This is a genomic window from Streptomyces sp. HUAS TT11, from assembly GCF_051553595.1.
In the GTDB taxonomy this organism is placed as follows: Bacteria; Actinomycetota; Actinomycetes; order Streptomycetales; family Streptomycetaceae; genus Streptomyces.
The window spans coordinates 850886-869717 of sequence record NZ_CP196184.1 but is presented as its reverse complement, the minus strand read 5'-3'; the positions used below and the strand labels follow the sequence as shown (position 1 = coordinate 869717).

The 18832-nt window shown below is 69.3% G+C and carries 8 protein-coding genes; 1 reads left to right on the top strand and 7 read right to left on the bottom strand.

The window, feature by feature from the left end; all coding sequences use genetic code 11:
* Window positions 1-954: 954 nt before the first annotated feature.
* Entirely contained in the window at window positions 955-3207 is a 2253-nt protein-coding gene (locus tag ACSHXN_RS04170) for a carbohydrate-binding protein (protein ID WP_438302666.1), read from the bottom strand.
* 799 nt (window positions 3208-4006) lie between these two features.
* Between ACSHXN_RS04170 and ACSHXN_RS04165 the strand changes: the two genes are divergently transcribed.
* A complete protein-coding gene (locus ACSHXN_RS04165; protein WP_438302665.1) occupies window positions 4007-8092 on the top strand; it encodes a discoidin domain-containing protein in 4086 nt (1361 codons plus the stop codon).
* A 235-nt stretch (window positions 8093-8327) separates the two neighbouring features.
* On the opposite strand, the gene ACSHXN_RS04160 is transcribed toward ACSHXN_RS04165, so the two are convergent.
* From ACSHXN_RS04160 to ACSHXN_RS04135, 6 genes are all read right to left on the bottom strand, one after another.
* On the bottom strand, window positions 8328-11303 hold the full coding sequence (locus ACSHXN_RS04160; RefSeq protein ID WP_438302664.1) for a glycoside hydrolase family 2 TIM barrel-domain containing protein: 2976 nt from the start codon (window positions 11301-11303) through the stop codon (window positions 8328-8330).
* Window positions 11304-11519: 216 nt separating this feature from the next.
* Complete coding sequence (locus tag ACSHXN_RS04155) at window positions 11520-14249, bottom strand: glycosyl hydrolase-related protein (protein WP_438302663.1); 2730 nt, start codon at window positions 14247-14249, stop codon at window positions 11520-11522.
* Window positions 14250-14305: 56 nt separating this feature from the next.
* A complete protein-coding gene (locus tag ACSHXN_RS04150; protein WP_383358849.1) occupies window positions 14306-15112 on the bottom strand; it encodes a carbohydrate ABC transporter permease in 807 nt (268 codons plus the stop codon).
* A gap of 47 nt (window positions 15113-15159) precedes the next feature.
* Window positions 15160-16110 (bottom strand): carbohydrate ABC transporter permease, encoded by a 951-nt coding sequence (locus ACSHXN_RS04145; protein ID WP_355134800.1) that lies wholly within the window; start codon window positions 16108-16110, stop codon window positions 15160-15162.
* A gap of 7 nt (window positions 16111-16117) precedes the next feature.
* Window positions 16118-17452: an ABC transporter substrate-binding protein gene (locus ACSHXN_RS04140; RefSeq protein ID WP_355134802.1), complete on the bottom strand. Its 1335-nt coding sequence runs from the start codon at window positions 17450-17452 to the stop codon at window positions 16118-16120.
* Window positions 17453-17719: 267 nt separating this feature from the next.
* Window positions 17720-18733, bottom strand: coding sequence for a LacI family DNA-binding transcriptional regulator (locus ACSHXN_RS04135; protein ID WP_355134804.1), 1014 nt, complete (start codon window positions 18731-18733; stop codon window positions 17720-17722).
* Between the last annotated feature and the right edge of the window lie 99 nt (window positions 18734-18832).

Below are 18832 nucleotides of genomic sequence, written 5' to 3'. Positions count from 1 at the left end.
GCACCTCCGGATCCATCTGTGCCCGTCCCACGGCGACGGCAGGCCCCCGCACACGTCAGCTACACCGATCGGCTCAGCCCACGTCTCTCCGGGGGCGCCACTGCCGCCGCGGGCGCGGTCGCTGCCACCCGCGCTCTGCTCCAGCCGGGTGATGGACCCGCACCTCGGGTGCCGGATCCGGCGCACGCCGCCGGACGGGCAGGTGCCGTGTCCGCGCCGTCGCGGGGCCACATGGACGTACGGGAGCAGCCGGACCCTGGTGGCACGGCGTCAGGGGGCGACGCGGGACGGTACACCGACGGGGAAAGCGGTCGCCGGTCGCGAGCGGCGGAAGGGGTTCCCGGGAAGGCCGAAAGCCGGCCACCGCGTGTGCGGGAGTCCGGGACGAGCCCCGGCACACGCCGGGGCCGTCGGACGGAGGGCGAGCACGGCGCGGACGGCCTCGCGAGGATCGTGACGGTCGTCCGCGCCGAGGATCAGTGACGGTGGCCGTCGGAGCGCGCCGCGGCGGCTTCCGGCGTCGCGCCGAGGAGTCCCGGGAAGATCCATCGCGTGGCGGCGGGTGAGCCCGCACCTTGTTCTCCGCCGCATCCATTGCTGAGGCCATGACGGCTCCTTCCAGCGCCTGATCGGATGACCGGACTCTCGGACGCCGCTGCGTCGATGGGGTGAATCAGGCAGGGCGGCCGCAGGAGCGGATCGTCCCGGCCGCAGATGTTTTCCCAAACCCTGTCTTGTTGGAGCTCGGTCAATGTCGCCCTCGCGGAGCGTGAGGGATGGACGATCGCACATTCCCGACGTCACTCGACGAAGTGTCGGAGAACGCCGTCAACGCCCCTTCGCAGTGGGCGAGTCCGGGCCGCCGGCGGGGCTCTGTCGGGCGCCGAGGTGTTCTCGCAGCACCGGGTGCCCCCGCTCGGCGCGGAGGCACCCGGGCTGCCGGAGCACCGGTGACTACTCGGTGAGGCGCAGGAAGTCGAGGTTGAAGCCGCCGGTCTCGCAGTGGACGGTGAGCGGCTGTACCCCGGCTGCGAGCGTGACGGTCGTGTGCACGGACCGGTAGTCGCCCCAGGCGCCGGTCGCGGGGACCGACACCGTGGCCAGTGTCGCTCCGCTCCGGTCGCGCAGGGACAAGGCGTCGGGTGCGGCGCTTCCGGTGCCGTTGGCGACGCGCAACTCGACGTCGTAGGTGCCGGCGTGAGTCACGTCCACGTCGTACCGGAGCCAGTTGCCCGCGGCCGTCCAGCCCACGTTCCTGCCCCCGCTCGCCGCGGCGTTGCTCTCGACGAAGTTGCTGCCGTCCGCGGGCCAGCCGTGCTGGTCGGTGTAGTTCTCCGCCTCGATCCTCTCTCCGACCGGGACGGCGTGCGGCCGCACGGTCAGGTGGACGCTCAGCTGGTCCCGGGCCCTGCCGTCGGTGGCGTAGAAGGTCATGTCCTGCTCGCCTGCGGCGGTCGGGTGGATCGTCACCAGGCCGGTCGCCGGGTCGACGCCGACCCCGTCCGGCAGTTCCTCCGCGTAGTAGGCCGGCCGGTCCCCGTCCCGGTCGGTGGCATGCAACTGCAGCCGCACGGTGCTGTACTGGTCGGCGACCACCTCGGTGCTCCCGCTGAGGACGGGAGCGTGGTTGCGGTGGCCCGAGGGAGCGTGGTCCTGCCAGCGGTAGGTGGCGAACGAGCCCGCAGGGACGGTCACCACGAACGAACGGCCCGCGGCGACGACCCTGACCTTGGTGTCGGTGTTGTTGGTGTTGCCGAGTACGGCGACGAACCCGTCGGCGCCGGACCTGAAGACGACGTTGCTGATGCCGTGCTCTGTCGCGCTGGACTCCAGGCGCACGTCACCGGGGGAGAGATACTTGGCGAACTGCCCCAGGCCGTAGAGCTCGTCGCGGACGGTGAAGTCCTTGGCCGTGGTGTCCACCGTGACCAGCCGGTCCGGCCACTTGGTGGTGGCGGCGACCTGGTCCCAGTCGACGTTGTTGTCCCGCGCGGGCGTCCAGTGCAGGGTCCCGCCGTCCTGGTCCGTCGTCTGGGCCCACAGGATGTAGGAGCCCGCGTCGAGACGGAAGTCGTTCAGCAGCGTCGAGGACGACAGGTCGCTCGTCTCCGTGAGGTGCACGGGCTTGCCGGTCTCCTCGTACGCGTCGCGCATCACACGCGGGTCCCCCCAGTAGGGGTGGAAGGCGATGGCGTCCGCCGCGTTCAGGACCTGCCTGCCGGTCACCGAACCGTCGGGGGCGTCGTCGAAGATGCGGTGGTAGTTCTTGGTGGCCGTGCTGTCGGGGTCCCGCCAGTCCCAGAAGTTGAAGTCGTGCACATAGAGCTGGGTGCCGAGGCGGGCGGCCCGGAACGCACGCTTGATCGCCAGAGCCAGCTTCTGCTGCTGGGCGACGCTGATGTCCATGGCCGGGTAGACCACGTCCATGCCCGGCTCGTTGAGCATGGTCAGGGCGTCGACGCGCACGCCGTGCCGGGCGTAGGCCTGGACGAACTTGACGTAGTAGCGCGCGAACACGTCGATGCAGTCGTCGCGCAGCTTTCCGACCTGGTAGTAGTCCGTGCTGCTCCCGGGCTTGAGCGCGACTTCTCCGGTGAACCGGTTGTTCGTCTTCATCCACGCCGGTGCGCTCCACGCGGAGGCGAAGAAGGTGGCCTTCGGGTTGTAGCGCTGGATGAGCTTGATCGTGTCGACGATGTGGAGGTCGATGTCCCGCTGGATGGAGAAGTGCTTGAGGCCGAAGTCCTCCGAGACACCGGCTGGGAGGTCGTCCTCCGACCAGAACGGCAGATGCTCGATGAGGTCCGGACTGCCGATCGTCAGCCGGAACCGGTCGAGGCCCGCACCGTGCTTCGGGTCGACCAGGAGCTTGATGGCCTCTGCGCGCTTCGCGGGGGTGAGCTTCCACAGGTTGGAGACGCTTGTCTCGTCGAGGGAGAAGCCGACGCCCGTGTACTGCTGCCGGGTGGTGCTCGGATCGACGACCACGGTGGCATCGGCGGGGGCGCCCTTGTCCTCGCCCACGCGGACGCTCGGCAGCGGACGCCATGCCTCGGCGGCGCCGGTGGAGTAGGTGCCGGTCACGACCGGGCCGCGCCCGGCCGGTTCATGCCCGGAACGGTCCGCATGTGCGGTGGGGCCCGTGCCGACCAATGCGGTCAGCGCCGTGACCGCCACGGCGGCGATCGCGCTGAGGGAACGTCTCACAGCTTCTCCTGGAGTCTGGGGGATACCGGGGATTGGTGCTGTGCCGGGTCGGTGGCACGGAGCCCGTCGCACCGGCAACGGCAGGCGTGGCCAGGTGGCTCGTCTGGGCCTGCCGTCGCGGTGTCGACCTTCCTCGGCGACGCCGGCCGGCCTCGTCCCGGAAAGGGAACAGGCCGGCCCGTTGCCGCGGTACGGACGCCCGGAAAGGGGTCGGCGGGCGCACACCCCGACATGGCGTCAGTCATCCCAACCGCCCCCTCCCGCCTCACCGACGGGTTGGATCCAAGCAATTTCACTGGTGTTAAGTCAAGGTGTGAAGAAAGTGGTTTCCGGTGGATCCGGCGTGGGGAGCGGAAGGGGTGTCCGCGCGGCAGGACTCGCGGGGGTCTGCCGCGCGGAGGAGCCTTCCCGGGTGCGTGACGCGATCGCCTTCGCGGTGCAGGGGCGGGGCGGTCGCCGCTCCCGAATCGGGACGCTCGGGAGCGCAACAAAAAATCTCCGTAAAGGGGTTGGCAGCCGAGAACCGGTCCGGCGTTCCTTTTGAGGAAACGGCCTGTCCGGCCTGTGTTCACGCCGTCGTCCTGCGCCACACGCCCGCTTGTCAGTCGTTGCGGCCGCAATTCCCGGTGCGTCCCGCTCCTTTCGGGCAGGTCTCGATCCCTGCCAGGAGTCTTGACAGAAGCCGCTTCGCGGAACAGCCTTTGGCAACGTTGTCAGGCAACGTTGTCATCCCGCCGAAGCTCGTGCTGGCCGAGCCGTCCGTCCTGCCGGCGTCTTCTTGTGATTGGACTTCCCACCCATGGCACATCAGGCGCATCCGTCGCGTCACCCCTCCCGGCGCTCCGTCGTCGCAACCGGCTCCACCCTTTTGGCAGGGTTCGGTCTCGGCACCGTGTTCCCGGGGACGAGTTCCGCCGCTGAGCCCGCTGCGGCGCCCACCGGAGCCACGGCCCCGGGCGAACTCGCCGCGTACCGTCCCGTCTCGGTCTCCTCGACGGACTATGCGCCCACCCCGGGCGAGTTCGTCGTGGACCGGATCACCGCGCAGGGCGTCCGGGGCACCGGCTGGCGCGCCGCGGCCGGCGACCCGCAGTGGATATCGGTCGACCTTCAGGCGGACTGCCAGGTCACCTGGATCCGCCTCACGTTCGAAGCCGACGCGAGCGACCCGGTGTTCACGCCTCCTGCGAGCGGCAACTGGGCCGACGGCACCACCGGCAAGGAGATCCTGTCGAGCTACGCGGTGGACTTCGTCGTCGAGACCTCACGCGACCACAAGTCCTGGACCAGCGTGTATCGCACCACCGCAGGCACCGGCGGGGTCGTGGAGATCCAGCTGCCGAAGCCGGCGACGGCCCGCTGGGTGCGGATGACCGCCCGCAAGCGGTCCAACCCCAACCCGCTGGGCCTGAACGGTTTCGAGGTCTACGGCACCGCCAAGGGCCACCGTCCGTCGGCCACCGGCTGGACGGACTGGGACACCCACCACGGCACGGCGCCGCAACTCGTGGTCGCCGACGACGGCACGGTGCCGCTGGAGTCCGGCTGGACCCTCACCATGGACGACTGGGCGGGCGGCGAGGGCGCTCAGCTGTCCAGGACGACGGTGGACACGAGCGGCTGGCTGCCCGCCACGGTTCCCGGCACGGTGCTGGCCTCGCTCGTCGACCAGGGCAAGCTGCCCGACCCCGTGATCGGCCTGAACAACCTGCACATCCCCGAGGCGCTGTCGCGCCACTCCTGGTGGTACAAGCGCGACTTCGATCTGCCGCGCGGCATGCGGACCGGTGCCGGGCGTCATGTCTGGCTCGAGTTCGACGGCATCAACCACCGGGCGGACATCTGGCTGAACGGGCAGCAGGTCGGCGGGGTGACCTATCCCTTCGCCCGCTCGTCGCACGACATCACGGCGCTCCTCGCAGCCAAGGGCGAGAACGCCCTGGCGGTGAAGATCACGCCGATGCCCGTTCCCGGCAGCCCGGGCGACAAGGGTCCGGCCGGCGAGTCCTGGGTCGATGCGGGCGCCCAGCAGATGAACCTGAACTCGCCGACCTATCTCGCTTCCTCGGGATGGGACTGGATGCCGGCGGTGCGCGACCGCGTGGCGGGCATCTGGAACCATGTGCGGCTGCGATCCACCGGGCATGTCGTCATCGGCGACCCGCGCGTCGACAGCGTGCTGCCGCAGCTGCCCGACACCTCCGTCGCGGAACTCACCATCGTGGTCCCGGTGCGCAACGCCGACTCCGCCGACCACAAGGCGACCGTCTCCGCCTCGTTCGGCGACGTGCAGGTGTCCAAGGTCGTCACCGTCCCGGCCGGCAAGAGCCTCGACGTCACCTTCGCCCCCGACGCCTTCACACGGCTGCGGCTGCGCAACCCGAAGCTGTGGTGGCCCAACGGCCTCGGCAGCCCCGACCTGCACGACCTCACCCTCGTCGCGTCGGTGGACGGTGCGGAGAGCGACCGGCGCGTCAGCCGCTTCGGCATCCGCCAGTTCGGCTACGAGTACAAGGTGCCGCTGCCCTTCGTCGCCACCGGCGACGCCTATACGCAGTCGGTCGACCTCGGCAGCCGGCAGGCCCGCTACGTGCGGATCAGGTGCCTGACCCGGGCCACCGGCTGGGGCAGTTCACTGTGGACCCTGTCCGTGTTCGACAGCGACCGGCCCGGCACCGACCTCGCTCTGCACGCTCCGGTCACATCCTCCAGCGTCGACGGGGACGACCACGGCCCGGCCAACGCGACCGACGGCGACCCCGGCACCCGCTGGTCCTCCTCGTACGAGGACGACCAGTGGATCCGCGTCGACCTGGGCTCCCAGCAGTCGTTCGACCGTGTCGACCTGGTCTGGGAACAGGCCTACGCCGCGAGCTACGTGGTCCAGGTGTCCTCCGACGACGACACCTGGACGGACGCGAAGTCGGTCGACAACACCGCCGTGCCGCTGCCGTTCAACAACGGTGACGCCAGCCTGCAGATCGAGGACTTCAGCGCGCAGACCGCGCGCTACGTCCGCCTCAACTGCGGCCTGCGCAACACCAGCTGGGGCAACTCGCTGTGGTCCCTGTCCGTCATCGACAGCGCCGAGCCGGGCACCGACCTCGCACTGCACCAGAAGGCCACCGCCTCGACCGAGGACCCCGACCACCCGGCCGCCCATGCGACCGACGGCAACTCGGGTACGCGCTGGTCCTCGCAGTACGAGGACCACCAATGGATCCAGGTCGACCTCGGATCCGCCCGGCGTTTCGACCGGCTGGCCGTCGTGTGGGAGCAGGCCTACCCCAAGACCTATGTGATCCAGGTGTCCGGTGACGGCGATACCTGGACCGACGTGAAGTCCGTGTCCAACAACCCCGACCCGCTGAAGATCAGCGTGAACGGGGTACGGGTCCTGGCCCGCGGAGGCAACTGGGGCTGGGACGAGTTGCTGCGCCGCATGCCCGCCGAGCGGATGGACGCCGCCGTCCGGATGCACCGCGACATGAACTTCACGATGATCCGCAACTGGGTCGGCAGCAGCAACCGCGAGGAGTTCTACGCCAGTTGTGACGAGCACGGCATTCTGGTGTGGAACGACTTCCCCAACGCCTGGGGCATGGACCCGCCGGACCACGACGCCTTCAACACGCTCGCCGCCGACACCGTACTGCGCTACCGCATCCACCCCAGCGTGGTCGTATGGTGCGGTGCCAACGAGGGCAACCCCCCCGCCGCCATCGACAAGGGCATGCGGGACGCGGTCGAGCAGCAGGCGCCCGGGATCCTCTACCAGAACAACTCGGCCGGCGGGATCATCACCGGAGGCGGCCCCTACGGCTGGGTCGAGCCCGAGAAGTACTTCGACCCCTCCACGTACGGCAGCAGGGACTTCGGCTTCCACACCGAGATTGGCATGCCCGTGGTGTCGACCGCGGCCAGCATGCGGAACATGACGGGCGACGAGCCCGAGTGGCCGATACAGGGCGCGTGGTACTACCACGACTGGAGCGAGCGCGGCAATCAGGCGCCGCAGAACTACAAGGCCGCCATCGAGGACCGGCTCGGCACGGCCACGGACCTGGACGACTTCGCCCGCAAGGCACAGTTCGTCAACTACGAGAACATGCGCGCCATGTTCGAGGCGTGGAACGCCAACCTGTGGGACAACGCCAGCGGCCTCATGCTCTGGATGTCCCACCCGGCTTGGCACAGCACCGTCTGGCAGACCTACGACTACGACTTCGACGTCAACGGGACCTACTACGGTGCTCGCACCGCCTGTGAGCCCCTGCACGTCCAGGCCGACCCCCTGAAGTGGGAGGTCCTCGCGGTGAACCACACCGCCAGGGCGGTCAAGGGAGCCACCGTGACTGCGCGGGTGTACGACCTCTCCGGCCGCCAACTGGGGAGCACGAAGCGCGCCAAGGTCGACATCGCCTCGTCCGCCACCGCGTCGGCCTTCACGACCGACTGGACGGACGATCTGCCCGACCTCCACGTCCTGCGGCTCACCCTCGAGGACGGCGCGGGCCACGAGCTGTCGAGCAACACCTACTGGCGCCATCGCACGCCGGCCGCCATGAAGTCGCTCAACACGGCCAAGCAGGTCAAGCTGTCGGCGTCGATCGAGAAGGTCTCCCGCTCCGGCAGCCGGCACGAGTTGACCGCCACCGTCCGCAACCGCGGAACGGCCGTGGCCGCGATGGTCCGGCTCTCGCTGCTCGACGGCGAGGACGGCAGCCGTGTGCTGCCCACGCTGTACAGCCACAACTATGTGTGGTTGCTGCCCGGTGAGTCCCGGACCGTCACCCTGTCCTGGCCCGCCGGGGCCCTGCGTTCGGGCCGTCCCACGCTCGAGGTGGAGGCCTACAACAGCAGCCCCACGAGGGCCCGTTCCTAGGCGGAGCGCCACCGGCCCGGCCGGGACCCGCACAGCCACACAGCCGCCCCGCGCTCACCGGGACCGTATGACCCGGTGAGCGCGGGGCGGCGTACGGGCGTGCGGGGCCGCGCGCCGGTCTCCGTGCCTCAGGCTCGACGGCCACCGCTCGAGCCCTGCCCCCGGAACAGCTACGGCCCGCGCGGCACACCGAAGACTCGGTGTGCCGCGCGGGCCGTGGTGCGACGCCGGCGGTTCAGCCCGCTGCGATGCGCAGCCTGATCGTGCGGGATTCAGGGCGCAGGGCGAACTCGGGCCACACATCGGGCCCGCAGGCCCGGGAGCCGAGTCCGTGCTGGGCCGCATCGACGATCAGGTGGCTGGTCGTCGACTCGGGCAGCTCGAACGGGTGCCGGGCCTGTGCGATCTCCTGCGGGGTGTGGCGGCCGAGGGTGAAGCCCGGGCGCCGTCCACGTGTGTCGGGCAGCGTCACGATGCGCAGCACCTTGGAACCGTCGCTGGTCAGGGCCAGTTCCCGCACCTGGGAGCGGTGACCGGTCTCCTGGGGTCGCGCGTACTCGACGGACAGATCGCGGACGGTCGACGAGAAGCGGCCCGTGCGTGCCGCGCGGAGGCTGTCGGGGTACGACTCGTGCGGGCCGAGGCCGAACCATTCGGCTCCGTCGACGGGAGCCGCGCCGTCGGGCAGATCGAAACGAATCCCGATCCGGGGCCACACGGTCCGCCAGCCGGCCGAGGGCTGGATCTCCACACGCAGCTCCAGCTCGCCGTCCTGGAGCGACCAGAGGGTCTCCACCGTCACCGACAGGGCGGAGTGCGCCGCGGAGACCTTGGAGATCGTTCGCAGGGCGTCGGGCGCGCGCGCCACGGACAGCCGCCGCGTGGTCAGCCGGTCGAGACCGTCACGGCGCCACAACTCGGCGTGGGACACGCCGTCGATGCTGGCGTCGCTGTCCTCGACCTCGCCCGACGTGCCCTCGTCGTTGTCGGTCGGTGCACGGAACAGTTCCAGCCGAGGACCCGCCACGGCACGGCCGGCAAGGCGTACGAGGGAACCGTCGACGAACTCGGCGACGCCCAGCGTCAGCGTTCCCTCGCTCGGCGTCCATTCGGTGCGAGGACGGGCGATCGGCACGGCACGGGGCGCCGAGCGGTCCAGCTGGGCCGTGGCGACCACATGTCCTTCGCCCGCCCAAGCGGTGTCCTTGGCCAGAACCGCGTCGATCGTGAGCCACGTCTCCGCGTCGGGGGCCACCGGCACCGACGGAAGGGGCACGCGCTCACAGTCGCCCGCCGCGACGACGGAGACCTTCATGTCCCCGGAATCCACAAGCGTCCCGTCGTGCTCGACACGCCAGCGGAAGCGCAGGTCGGACGTGTCCGCGGAGTGCCGGAGGTTGGTGACGACGACGTCGTCACCGTCGAAGGCGAAGCGGAGCGGCTGCACGACTGCCTTGTACTCGTGCAGGCCGGGGGTGGGGACGTCGTTGCTCAACAGCAGGCCGTCCATCACGAAGTTGCCGTCGTGCACGACCTCGCCGAAGTCGCCGCCGTACGCGTAGTAGGGCGTACCGTCCGGTGCCGTCGTCAGGATGCCGTGATCGCGCCACTCCCAGACGAAGCCGCCGTGCAGCCGGGGATACCGGTGGACCAGCTCCTCGTAGCGGTCGAGCGCTCCGGGGCCGTTGCCCATCGCGTGGGCGTACTCGCACAGCAGGAACGGCTTGGTCCGCTGCCGAGCGCCCTGCGCGGGAGTGCAGTTCATCAGCGGCGCGCGTGATCCGTCGGTTCCGATCTGCTCGGTCTCGAGCACCGACGCGTACATGCGGGAGTAGACGTCGGTGTATTCGCCGGCGTGGTCACCCTCGTAGTGCACGGGCCGTTCGGCGTCCCGGGCGTGGACCCACGCCGACATGGCGGCCAGATTGCTGCCGGTTCCCGCCTCGTTGCCGAGCGACCAGATCACGACACTGGGGTGGTTCTTGTCCCGTTCGACGGTGCGCCGGACACGGTCGAGATACGCCTCGCGCCATACCGGGTCGTCGCTCGGGTTGCCGACCCAGTCGAGCTTGTCGAAGCCGTGCGTCTCGAGGTCGCATTCGAGGACGACCCAGAAGCCGAGCTCGTCGGCCAGGTCGAGCAGTCGTGGATGCGGCGGATAGTGGCTGGTGCGGATCGCGTTCACGTTGAACCGCTTCATCCGGGCCAGGTCCGCACGGGCGTGCTCCTCGTCGAAGACGCGGCCGCGCTCGGGGTGCGCCTCGTGTCGATTCATCCCGTGGAACACGACGCGGCGTCCGTTGACCAGGAACCGATCGCCGCGGATCTCGACCGTGCGGAAACCCACCCGCAGGGAGACGGTCTCCGCGGCCGACGACACCGTGGCGTCGTAGAGGCGCGGCTGCTCGGCCGACCAGGGCTCCACGCCGTCGATGTCGAACGCGGCCACGTCGGCGGCCGTCGACCAGACCCGCTCGACGCCGAGTTCGGGCAGCCGGAGGGTGACCGGGAACGCCGCCGCATCGGCGGTGACCTCCACCTCGACGTGTCCGCGCCCGTCGTCGAACCCGGCACGCACCCAGAGGTCCTCGATGCCCCCGGCCGGGCGTGCGATCAGGGTGACATCGCGGAAGATGCCGGGGAGCCACCACTGGTCCTGGTCCTCGAGGTAACTGGCCGCCGACCATTGGTGCACGCGCACGGCGACGACGTTGTCGCCCGGCCGCACGGACGACGTCACGTCGAATTCGTGGGCGAGCCGGCTGCCGGCGGCGCTGCCGATCTCGTCGCCGTTCACCCACAGCTTGAACAGCGACTCGACGCCCTCGAACCGCAGCACGACGCGTTCGGCCGCCGACCAGTCGGCGGGCAGGTCGAAGTGGCGGCGGTAGTCACCTGTCGGATTCTCGTCCGGGACGTGCGGTGGGTCGATCGGGAACGGGAACTGCACGTTCGTGTAGATCGGCCGTCCGTAGTCCCCGTCACCCTGGAGCACCCAGTGCGAGGGCACCGGAATGCTGTTCCAGCCGTCGTCGTCGAATCCGTCGGCGGCGAAGTCCTCCGATGCGGACGCCGTCGGGGCCAGACGGAAACGCCAGGGCCCGTTCAGCGAGAGCGAGGGGGCGTCGGAGTGGAGCCACGAGCGCGCGGGGCGTAGCGCGCCACGCCCTGGTGTGGGGTCCGAAACATATGAGGAAGGTTCGGAAGGCACGAGGTCACAACTCTTTCTTGATATCGATGCGGATCCGAACGCCGACTGCACTCGCGACGCGGTGATCGAGGCCTGGTCGTGGGCCTCGATCACCGGCGTCGTGCAGAGAGGACCGGCTCCAGAAGGGGGGTGTGGTCAGGGCCGTTCGCCTGTGCCGTGGATCGTGCGTCCGCCGATCACCATGGGGGGCCGTCCCTTGGATGGGGGTGCGGTTGTCTACCGGACCACGACCGTTCGGATCTCCCACGGGCCGAGTTCGAGTTCGAGCCCGTCCGCGGCCGGCGTCGTGGAGAGGGGCCGGCCGAGCAGGTCGACCGTGGTGGCTTCCTTGAACGCGCCGCTGACACGGACGGTCGACCCCGTGTCGCTCATCGCGGTGAGCCGGACCTCGGTGCCGGCACCGCTCTCGTCGTCGCTGACGCGGCGGATGCTCGAAACGAGGACGTTCGCACCCTCGACCTGCACACCGGTCGTATCGGCAGGCAGTCGGCCCCCGGCGGGTGCGGTCCCGCGAGCCACCCGTACATCGTTGTGGAAGCCCTCGGCGAGAGCGACCGCGTTCGCCGCCTGCCATCCGGCTGCCGAGGGCACGACGGCGAACCGGTTCTCGATGCGCATGCCGAGGTCCTGAGCGCCGGGGGCCGGGATCTCGCTCGCCGCGGGCTCGTCGCGCAGTGGGTGGATGTTCACGCTGATCGAGCCGATCGCGCGGAGCAGGGTGATGGCGAGTTCGGAACCCTCGCCGACGAGTTCGTACTCGGTGGCGTGGTCGAGCAGTACGTTGGTCGCGCCGGCCGACACGAACGCACTCGCGGGGAACGTCGGGATCGGGTACTCGCCCCAGCCGCCCTCGGCGGTGAGCCCGCGTTCGGTCACGGAGAACTGTCCTGCGGACGCGGACCCCGTCACCGGCTCGGGCAGCGGCACATGGAAGCGCAGCCGGTGGTCGGCGGACTGGTTCAGGAACGACGTGGAGACGCGCACGAACGGCTCACCCGCACGCACTTCCACAAGTGTCTCCACCGGCGTGGAGACGGTGTCTTCGCTGCGGACGTCGCGGTCGGAGGTGAGCGCGGCGGGCCACTCGTAGACGCGGGTGACGCGCAACCTGGAACGCAGTGGGCCGTTCTCGAGGACATCCACGGCGACCTTCGTCGGCTCCGACACGAGCACATCGCGTGCCGGGGGACCGTAGTTGTAGCTGTCGCCGCGGTCACCGCCGTCGACCAGCCGGCCGACCCCGCGCAGCACGGTCCCGTCGGCCCCGGTCACCTCCAGAGTGCCGTCCGCGGCCACCTCCACCTCGACCAGTCCGTTCGCCAGCGCGCGGGCCGTCGCCGTCGCGGGGGCGCCCGTCGTGGACTGCTCGGCACCGCTGTCGCTCGGTTCGACCCGGAAACTCGCGAGTCCGGAGGCGGGGACGGTCACGGGCACCAGGGCGGTCGCGCGTGCCTCCTCCAGTGTCAGCACCCGCCACTCGCCCGGATGCGCGGCGGCCGCGTCGGCGACCTCCCGGCGCAGGATCAGCAGATCGAACGGCCCGCTGGTCGGTACCTCGGCCAGGTGGAAGACGAGGGTGCCCGCGGTGAGTTCGTAGCGGTCGATGAGCCGGCCGAAGAGCTCACGGCGGTGGATGCGGCGCAGCACCCGTTCGAGCTGCGAGGCGTCCATGCGCTCATCGCTCAGCACGGTCGGGGACTTGGAGATCAGCTGCACGGGATGCGCCGAGCCGTCGGCGTCGGAAGACACCAGAACGGCGCCCTCGGGCGGCGCCACGACATCCACCTCGACCAGTGCCGTGCGGGCGAACGGCAGCGGGTTGGCGACCAGATAGCCGTCGCTCGGCACCTGGGCCGCGGGCTCGGCCAGCGCCGCGTCCCGAACCGCGCGCGCCGCGTGTGTGGCCTCGGCGAGACGCGCTTCGACCTGGTCGGCGGTCTCGTCGGTGCCGGAGCCGACGACCGAGTCATGGGCGCTCGACTCGATGATCTTGTGCCATGCGAGCGAGAGGAAGGCCGAGTCGTCGCGCCGGGACCACAGCGCGTTGAACCGCTCGGCGTGGTCGACGGTCCGCTCGGCGTCGGCCATCCGCTGCTTCAGCCGGCGCCGCACGGAGAGCACGCCCGGGAGGATGTTCCCGCGGACATGGCTGCGCAGCTCACCGGTGACGACGGCGGAGACCTCGTCACGCACGTGGTCACGGATGTACTCGGCGAGGGTCGCGATGGTGATGGCGCGCTCGTCGCCCGACGCGCGCCGCAGCCAGGCGGCGAGGTTCGGGTCGGGGGCGTTGTGGTCCGTGCCGGCCATCGCCAGCACCGGGTCACCGCCCCAGCGCTCGGCCGTCATGTCCGCGTACTCGCCGAGCGCACGCCCGATCTGGTCGGGTACCAGCAGGACGTCGAGTCCGTTGTCGTAGCCGTCGAAGAGGAACTCGGTGCGCACTTCGGAGCCGTCGGGAGCACGCCAGCGGAAGGCGTGACCGTCGACCGAGCCCGGAACACCTCGCCACAGAGCGGCGTGCTCGATTCCGCCGCGTGCCAGGATCTGCGGCATCTGCGCGACGTGGCCGAACATGTCCGGCAGGTAGCCGATGGGCATGGAGCCGCCGAGGTCCGCCGCGGCCGCCCAGCCCATCTGCAGGTTGCGCACGATGGTTTCGCCGGAGCAGAGGAACTCGTCGAGCAGGATCAGCCACGGCCCGATGGCGAGCCGGCCGTCGGCGACCAGGGCCACGACCCGATCGCGGTTCTCCGGTCGCATCTCCAGGTAGTCCTCGACGGCGGCCATCTGCCCGTCGACGGTGAACCGGAAGTCCGGATTGGCCTCGGCCGTCTCCAGCACGGTGTCGAGGGCGGCGACAAGCCGGTGCCGGAACACCTGGAAAGGCTCATACCATTCCCGGTCCCAATGGAAATGAGGCACGAAGACGGCTGATTTCTGCATGAGGGCAGGGACCTTCTGTGTGGGTGGAGCGACGTGCGTGTGGGGAGCGTGCGGGGTCACTTGAGGGAGCCGGCTGCGAGCCCGGTGCGCCAGAACCGCTGCAGCAGGATGAACAGGATGATCACGGGCACGATCGAGACCAGCGACCCTGTGATAACGGATTCCTGCAGGAGCGGGGCACGGGCGGTCTGGCCGTTCCACTCGAAGAGTCCGAGCGTGATCGGGAAGAGCGACTCCTTCTGCAGCATCACCATCGGCAGGAAGAAGTTGTTCCAGATGGCGACGAACTGGAACAGGAAGATGGTCACCAGTGAGGGCGACATCAGCCGCATAGCCACCGAGAAGAACGTGCGGAACTCGCCGGCCCCGTCCAGGCGCGCCGACTCCAGCAGCTCCTGGGGGACCGCGGCGGAGGCGAAGATGCGGGCGAGGTAGACACCGAAGGGACTGACGATGCTCGGCAGGAACACCGCCAGGTAGGTGTTGACGATCCCGGTCGCCGAGAACAGGAGGAACAGCGGGAGCGCGAGCGCGGTGGTGGGCACGAGGACGCCGCCGAGGATGACGGAGAACAGGAACTCCCGGCCCCGGAAGGTGAACTTGGCGAGCGCGTACCCGCACAGCGCGGAGATCAGGGTTCCGACGGCCGCGCCGAGCACCGCGTAGATCACGCTGTTCAGCGCCCACCGGCCGAAGATCCCGTCGCTTCGGCTGAACAGGGTGCTCAGGTTGTCGAACAGGTTGAAGTGAGAGAACGCCAGCCCGTTGGTGGCGGCGAGGTCGCCCTGGGGCTTCGTCGCCGCGACGATGAGGAAGTAGATCGGCAGCAGGAAGTAGATCGCCAGCAGGAACATCAGAGCCATCACGGCCGTGCGGCTGACGCGGCTCTCACGGATCAGGGGCTGGTTGCTCACAGTCCGGCCCTCTTCGACGTCAGTCGCATGAACCCGAAGCTCAAGACGAAGGTGATGACGGCGATGACCACGGAGATCGCCGCCGCTTGCTGGTAGTTGTTTCCGGACGCCACCGCGTAGGCGAGCATGTTCGGTGTGAACGTGCTCGAGATGTTCGAGGAGATCTGCCGCAGCACGGCCGGCTCCGCGTAGAGCTGCAACGTGCCGATGATCGAGAACACCGTGGTCAGGATGATCGACGGAGCGATGATCGGGACCTTGATCTGCCACGCGATCGCCCAGTTGCTCGCGCCGTCGATCTTTGCGGCCTCGTAGAGCTCCTGCGGGATCGACTGCAGTGCCGAGAACATGATCAGCATGTTGTAGCCGGTCCACAGCCAGGTGGAGACGTTCGCCGCCGACCACAGCACGGCGTCCGGGCCGAGGAAGTCCGGCTGGAGGCCTATCCCCTTGAGCAGGTCGACCACGGGGCTGAGCTGCGGCGAGTACAGATATGACCACATGATCGCGGCGATCACGCCCGGCACGGCGTACGGCATGAACGCCGAGATGCGGAAGAACGACTTGGCCTTGAGCAGGGGGGTGTCGAGCAGCAGCGCCATGATCAGCGCCACGAACAGCATGATCGGCACCTGGACGATGCCGAACAGTCCGATGCGTCCGATGCTGGCCCAGAACTCATGGTTCTGGAACACCTGCACATACTGTTCGAAGCCGCCGAAGGTCGTGTACGAGGTGCCGTACTGGCCGCCGGTCCTGCGCACGACCAGGAAGCTCTGCCAGAGCGCGTAGCCGACCGGCACCAGGTAGAACAGCACGAACGGAAGGAAGAACGGAGTCAGGAACGCGACGATGACACCGGCCCGGGGGCCGCCGCCGTTGAGACGACGGCGGCGGCCCCCGGTCTGTGCCACCACGCGGGTTGCGCGGGTTGCGATGTCGGTCATGCTGAGGTCACTTGCCTGCCGTGGCCGGGATCGCCTGGTCCTTCATCGACTTCAGTGCGGCCGCCTGGGCGGCGGACAGCGCGTCGGTGATCTTGCCCTTGCCGCCTGCGGCCTTGGCCATCGCGTCCTGCAGGGCCAGGTTCACGGTCTTCTGCGTGGGGCCCCAGGCGAACTTGGTGTCGATCTTCGTGGACGAGTCCGCGAAGACGTCGAAGATCTTCTCGTTGTTGTAGTACGGCACGCCCTCGGACAGGGCGGGGAGCTTCAGACCGGCGTTGGCCGCCGGGTAGAGGCCGCCGAGCTTGTTCTCCAGCGCGAGGGCCTCGGGGTCGCTGTTCAGCCAGGTGTTGAACTTGACCGACTCGTACAGGTGCTTGTTGCCCTTCATGAACGCGACGGTCGATCCGCCCCAGTCGCCGGACGCACCGTTCGCGCCCCACGTCGGCATCGGGACGATGGTCCACTTGCCGGCCTGCTTGGGCAGGTTGTCGCGGAACATGCTGTAGCCCCAGGCGGCGCCGACGTAGGTGGCGATCTGGTCCTTCTGGTAGGCCGCGTACATCTGGGTCGAACCGTGGGCGAGGTCGGTGCGGACGAGCTTGTCGTCGATCATCTTCTGCCAGTAGTCGGCGACCTGCTTGCTCTGCTCCGACTCGACGTTCACGTGCCACTTGTCGCCGGAGTAGTTGTACATCTCGGCGTTGTTCTGCCAGAGGAGCCCGTTGAACCACTCGGCGTTGTTCGGGTCGAAGAACGTGATGCTGAGGTTGGGGTCCGCCTTGTGCAGCTTCTGCGCGTCCGTCGCGTACTCGTCCCAGGTCTTCGGGATGGCGAGTCCGTTCTTCTTGAATATGTCGCTGCGGACGTAGAGGGCCATCGGACCGGTGTCCTGCGGCATGGCGAACACCCCGGTGCCGCCGAAGCTGGTCTGCGACCAGGTCCACGGGACGAACTTCGACTTGGCAGCCGTGGCGTCCGAGCAGGCCGAGGCGTCCACGAAGGCGTCCTGGGTGCGCAGGCTGGGAAGCTCGTCATAGCCGACCTGAGCGAGCTCCGGGGCCTTGCCCGCCTTGAGGGCGTTGCCGATGGTGCCGTACTGGTCGTTGGAGATGTTCTTCATCTGGACCTGGATGTCCGGGTTCTTCTTGTTCCACAGGGCGACGACCTGGTCCATGCCCGGAACGGTATTCCAGTACTGAAGAGTGACCTTGCCCTTGGAGGGCTCGCAGGACGCCGCGGAGGCCTTGTCCGACGGAGCGGGCGACGAGCACCCGGCGAGTACGACGGTACTGGCGGCCGCGGCGACGACGGCGAAGCGGATGCGCGTGACTGTGTTGCTCATTTTTTCCGTTCCAGAGAACGCCTAGCGGCGGCGCTAGACGGGTCGACGTTGACACCTGAGGCGGTATGCCTTCTGGGGACAGGACGCCGCGGTGTCGGTTGGACGCCGAACGCCGAGGCGGGACTTGGCAACCATGTGTGCTCTCCCCGTGAGCGCTCACGTGAACGTTCACGTGAGCGCTCACGGGGAACGTTGTGAAGTGTTCGGAAGTGTGCGCTCCGGTCCGGTCGAGTGTCAAGACTTCGGGTCGCGCACGAGTCCGGCCGGTTAAGCGGAACCCGCCAGCCGGAGCTCGGCCCGGACGACGAGGTCGTCGGCCGCGAGCGGGTTCGCCCCGGTCAGCAGCCGCGCGACCTGCTCGATGGCGAGTGCGCCGAGCTTGCGTGTGTCGAGGGCGACGCTGGTGAGCGGCGGCTCGACGACCGCGCCCAGTTGCAGACCGTCGAAGCCGATCACGGCCAGTTCCTCGGGGACGTTCCGGCCGATCCGGCGCGCCTCGCGCAGGGCGCCGATCGCGATGATGTCGTTGAAGGTCAGGACCGCGGTGACATCCGGATGCGCGGTGAGCAGCGTCCTGAGGGCGGCGCCGCCGCCGTCGGCCGACTGGTCCGCCCCGACCACCATGTCCGCGTCGAGCCCATGGGACGTCGCGGCGGTGGTGAACCACTCGCGCCGGATGCTGGGCTCGGCGCGGCCGTCGTGGTCGAGCATGCCGATCCGCGAGTGGCCCCGGGCGACCAGGTGCGCGACAGCGGCGTGGACACCGTCCTCACCGTCGATCCGGATGGAGCTGAACCGCGCCGTGCGGTGCTCGCGGCCGATGAGCACCACCGGCATGCCGCGGGTGAACAGTTCCACCTCGTCCTCCGGGCAGCTGAAGTAGCCGACGACCGCGTCCACTTGCGAGCTGATGACCTGGAGTGTGCCGCGTTCCTCCTCGGCCGTGTCCGCCGTGTCGTACACGACCACGTGCCAGCCCCGGGACCGCGCCGCCTCCAGGGCGGCCGCGGCGACCTCGGTGAAGAACGGGTTGAGCAGGTCGGGGATGACCAGTCCGATGGTGGTGGTGTCCTGTCGGACCAGACCCCGGGCGAACCGGCTGGGCCGGTAGCCGAGCGCCCGGGCGGCATCGAGGACGCGCTGCTTGGTGGTGCCGTCGATCTCGTCCTTGTCGTTCAACGCCCGCGACACGGTCTGCCGGGACACGCCGGCGGACCGGGCGACGTCATGGATCGTGACCTTCCGGGGCTCAGTCCCCGGCACCGACGACGACGAGACCATCGCCCACCTCCTGCTGCTCGCGAACGCGGACGCGCCCGCAGGGCCCCGAGTATGCCTGTGCCGGGCGCGGCCGCGCGAGGTCAGGTCCCCCGGTGGGTC

Bases quoted from the DNA above. Each gene is read 5' to 3' on its own strand.
- ACSHXN_RS04165 (WP_438302665.1), top strand. From the start codon at position 4,007: ATGGCACATCAGGCGCATCCGTCGCGTCACCCCTCCCGGCGCTCCGTC.
- ACSHXN_RS04155 (WP_438302663.1), bottom strand. From the start codon at position 14,249: ATGCAGAAATCAGCCGTCTTCGTGCCTCATTTCCATTGGGACCGGGAA.
- ACSHXN_RS04150 (WP_383358849.1), bottom strand. From the start codon at position 15,112: ATGGCTCTGATGTTCCTGCTGGCGATCTACTTCCTGCTGCCGATCTAC.
- ACSHXN_RS04145 (WP_355134800.1), bottom strand. From the start codon at position 16,110: ATGACCGACATCGCAACCCGCGCAACCCGCGTGGTGGCACAGACCGGG.
- ACSHXN_RS04140 (WP_355134802.1), bottom strand. From the start codon at position 17,452: ATGAGCAACACAGTCACGCGCATCCGCTTCGCCGTCGTCGCCGCGGCC.
- ACSHXN_RS04135 (WP_355134804.1), bottom strand. From the start codon at position 18,733: ATGGTCTCGTCGTCGTCGGTGCCGGGGACTGAGCCCCGGAAGGTCACG.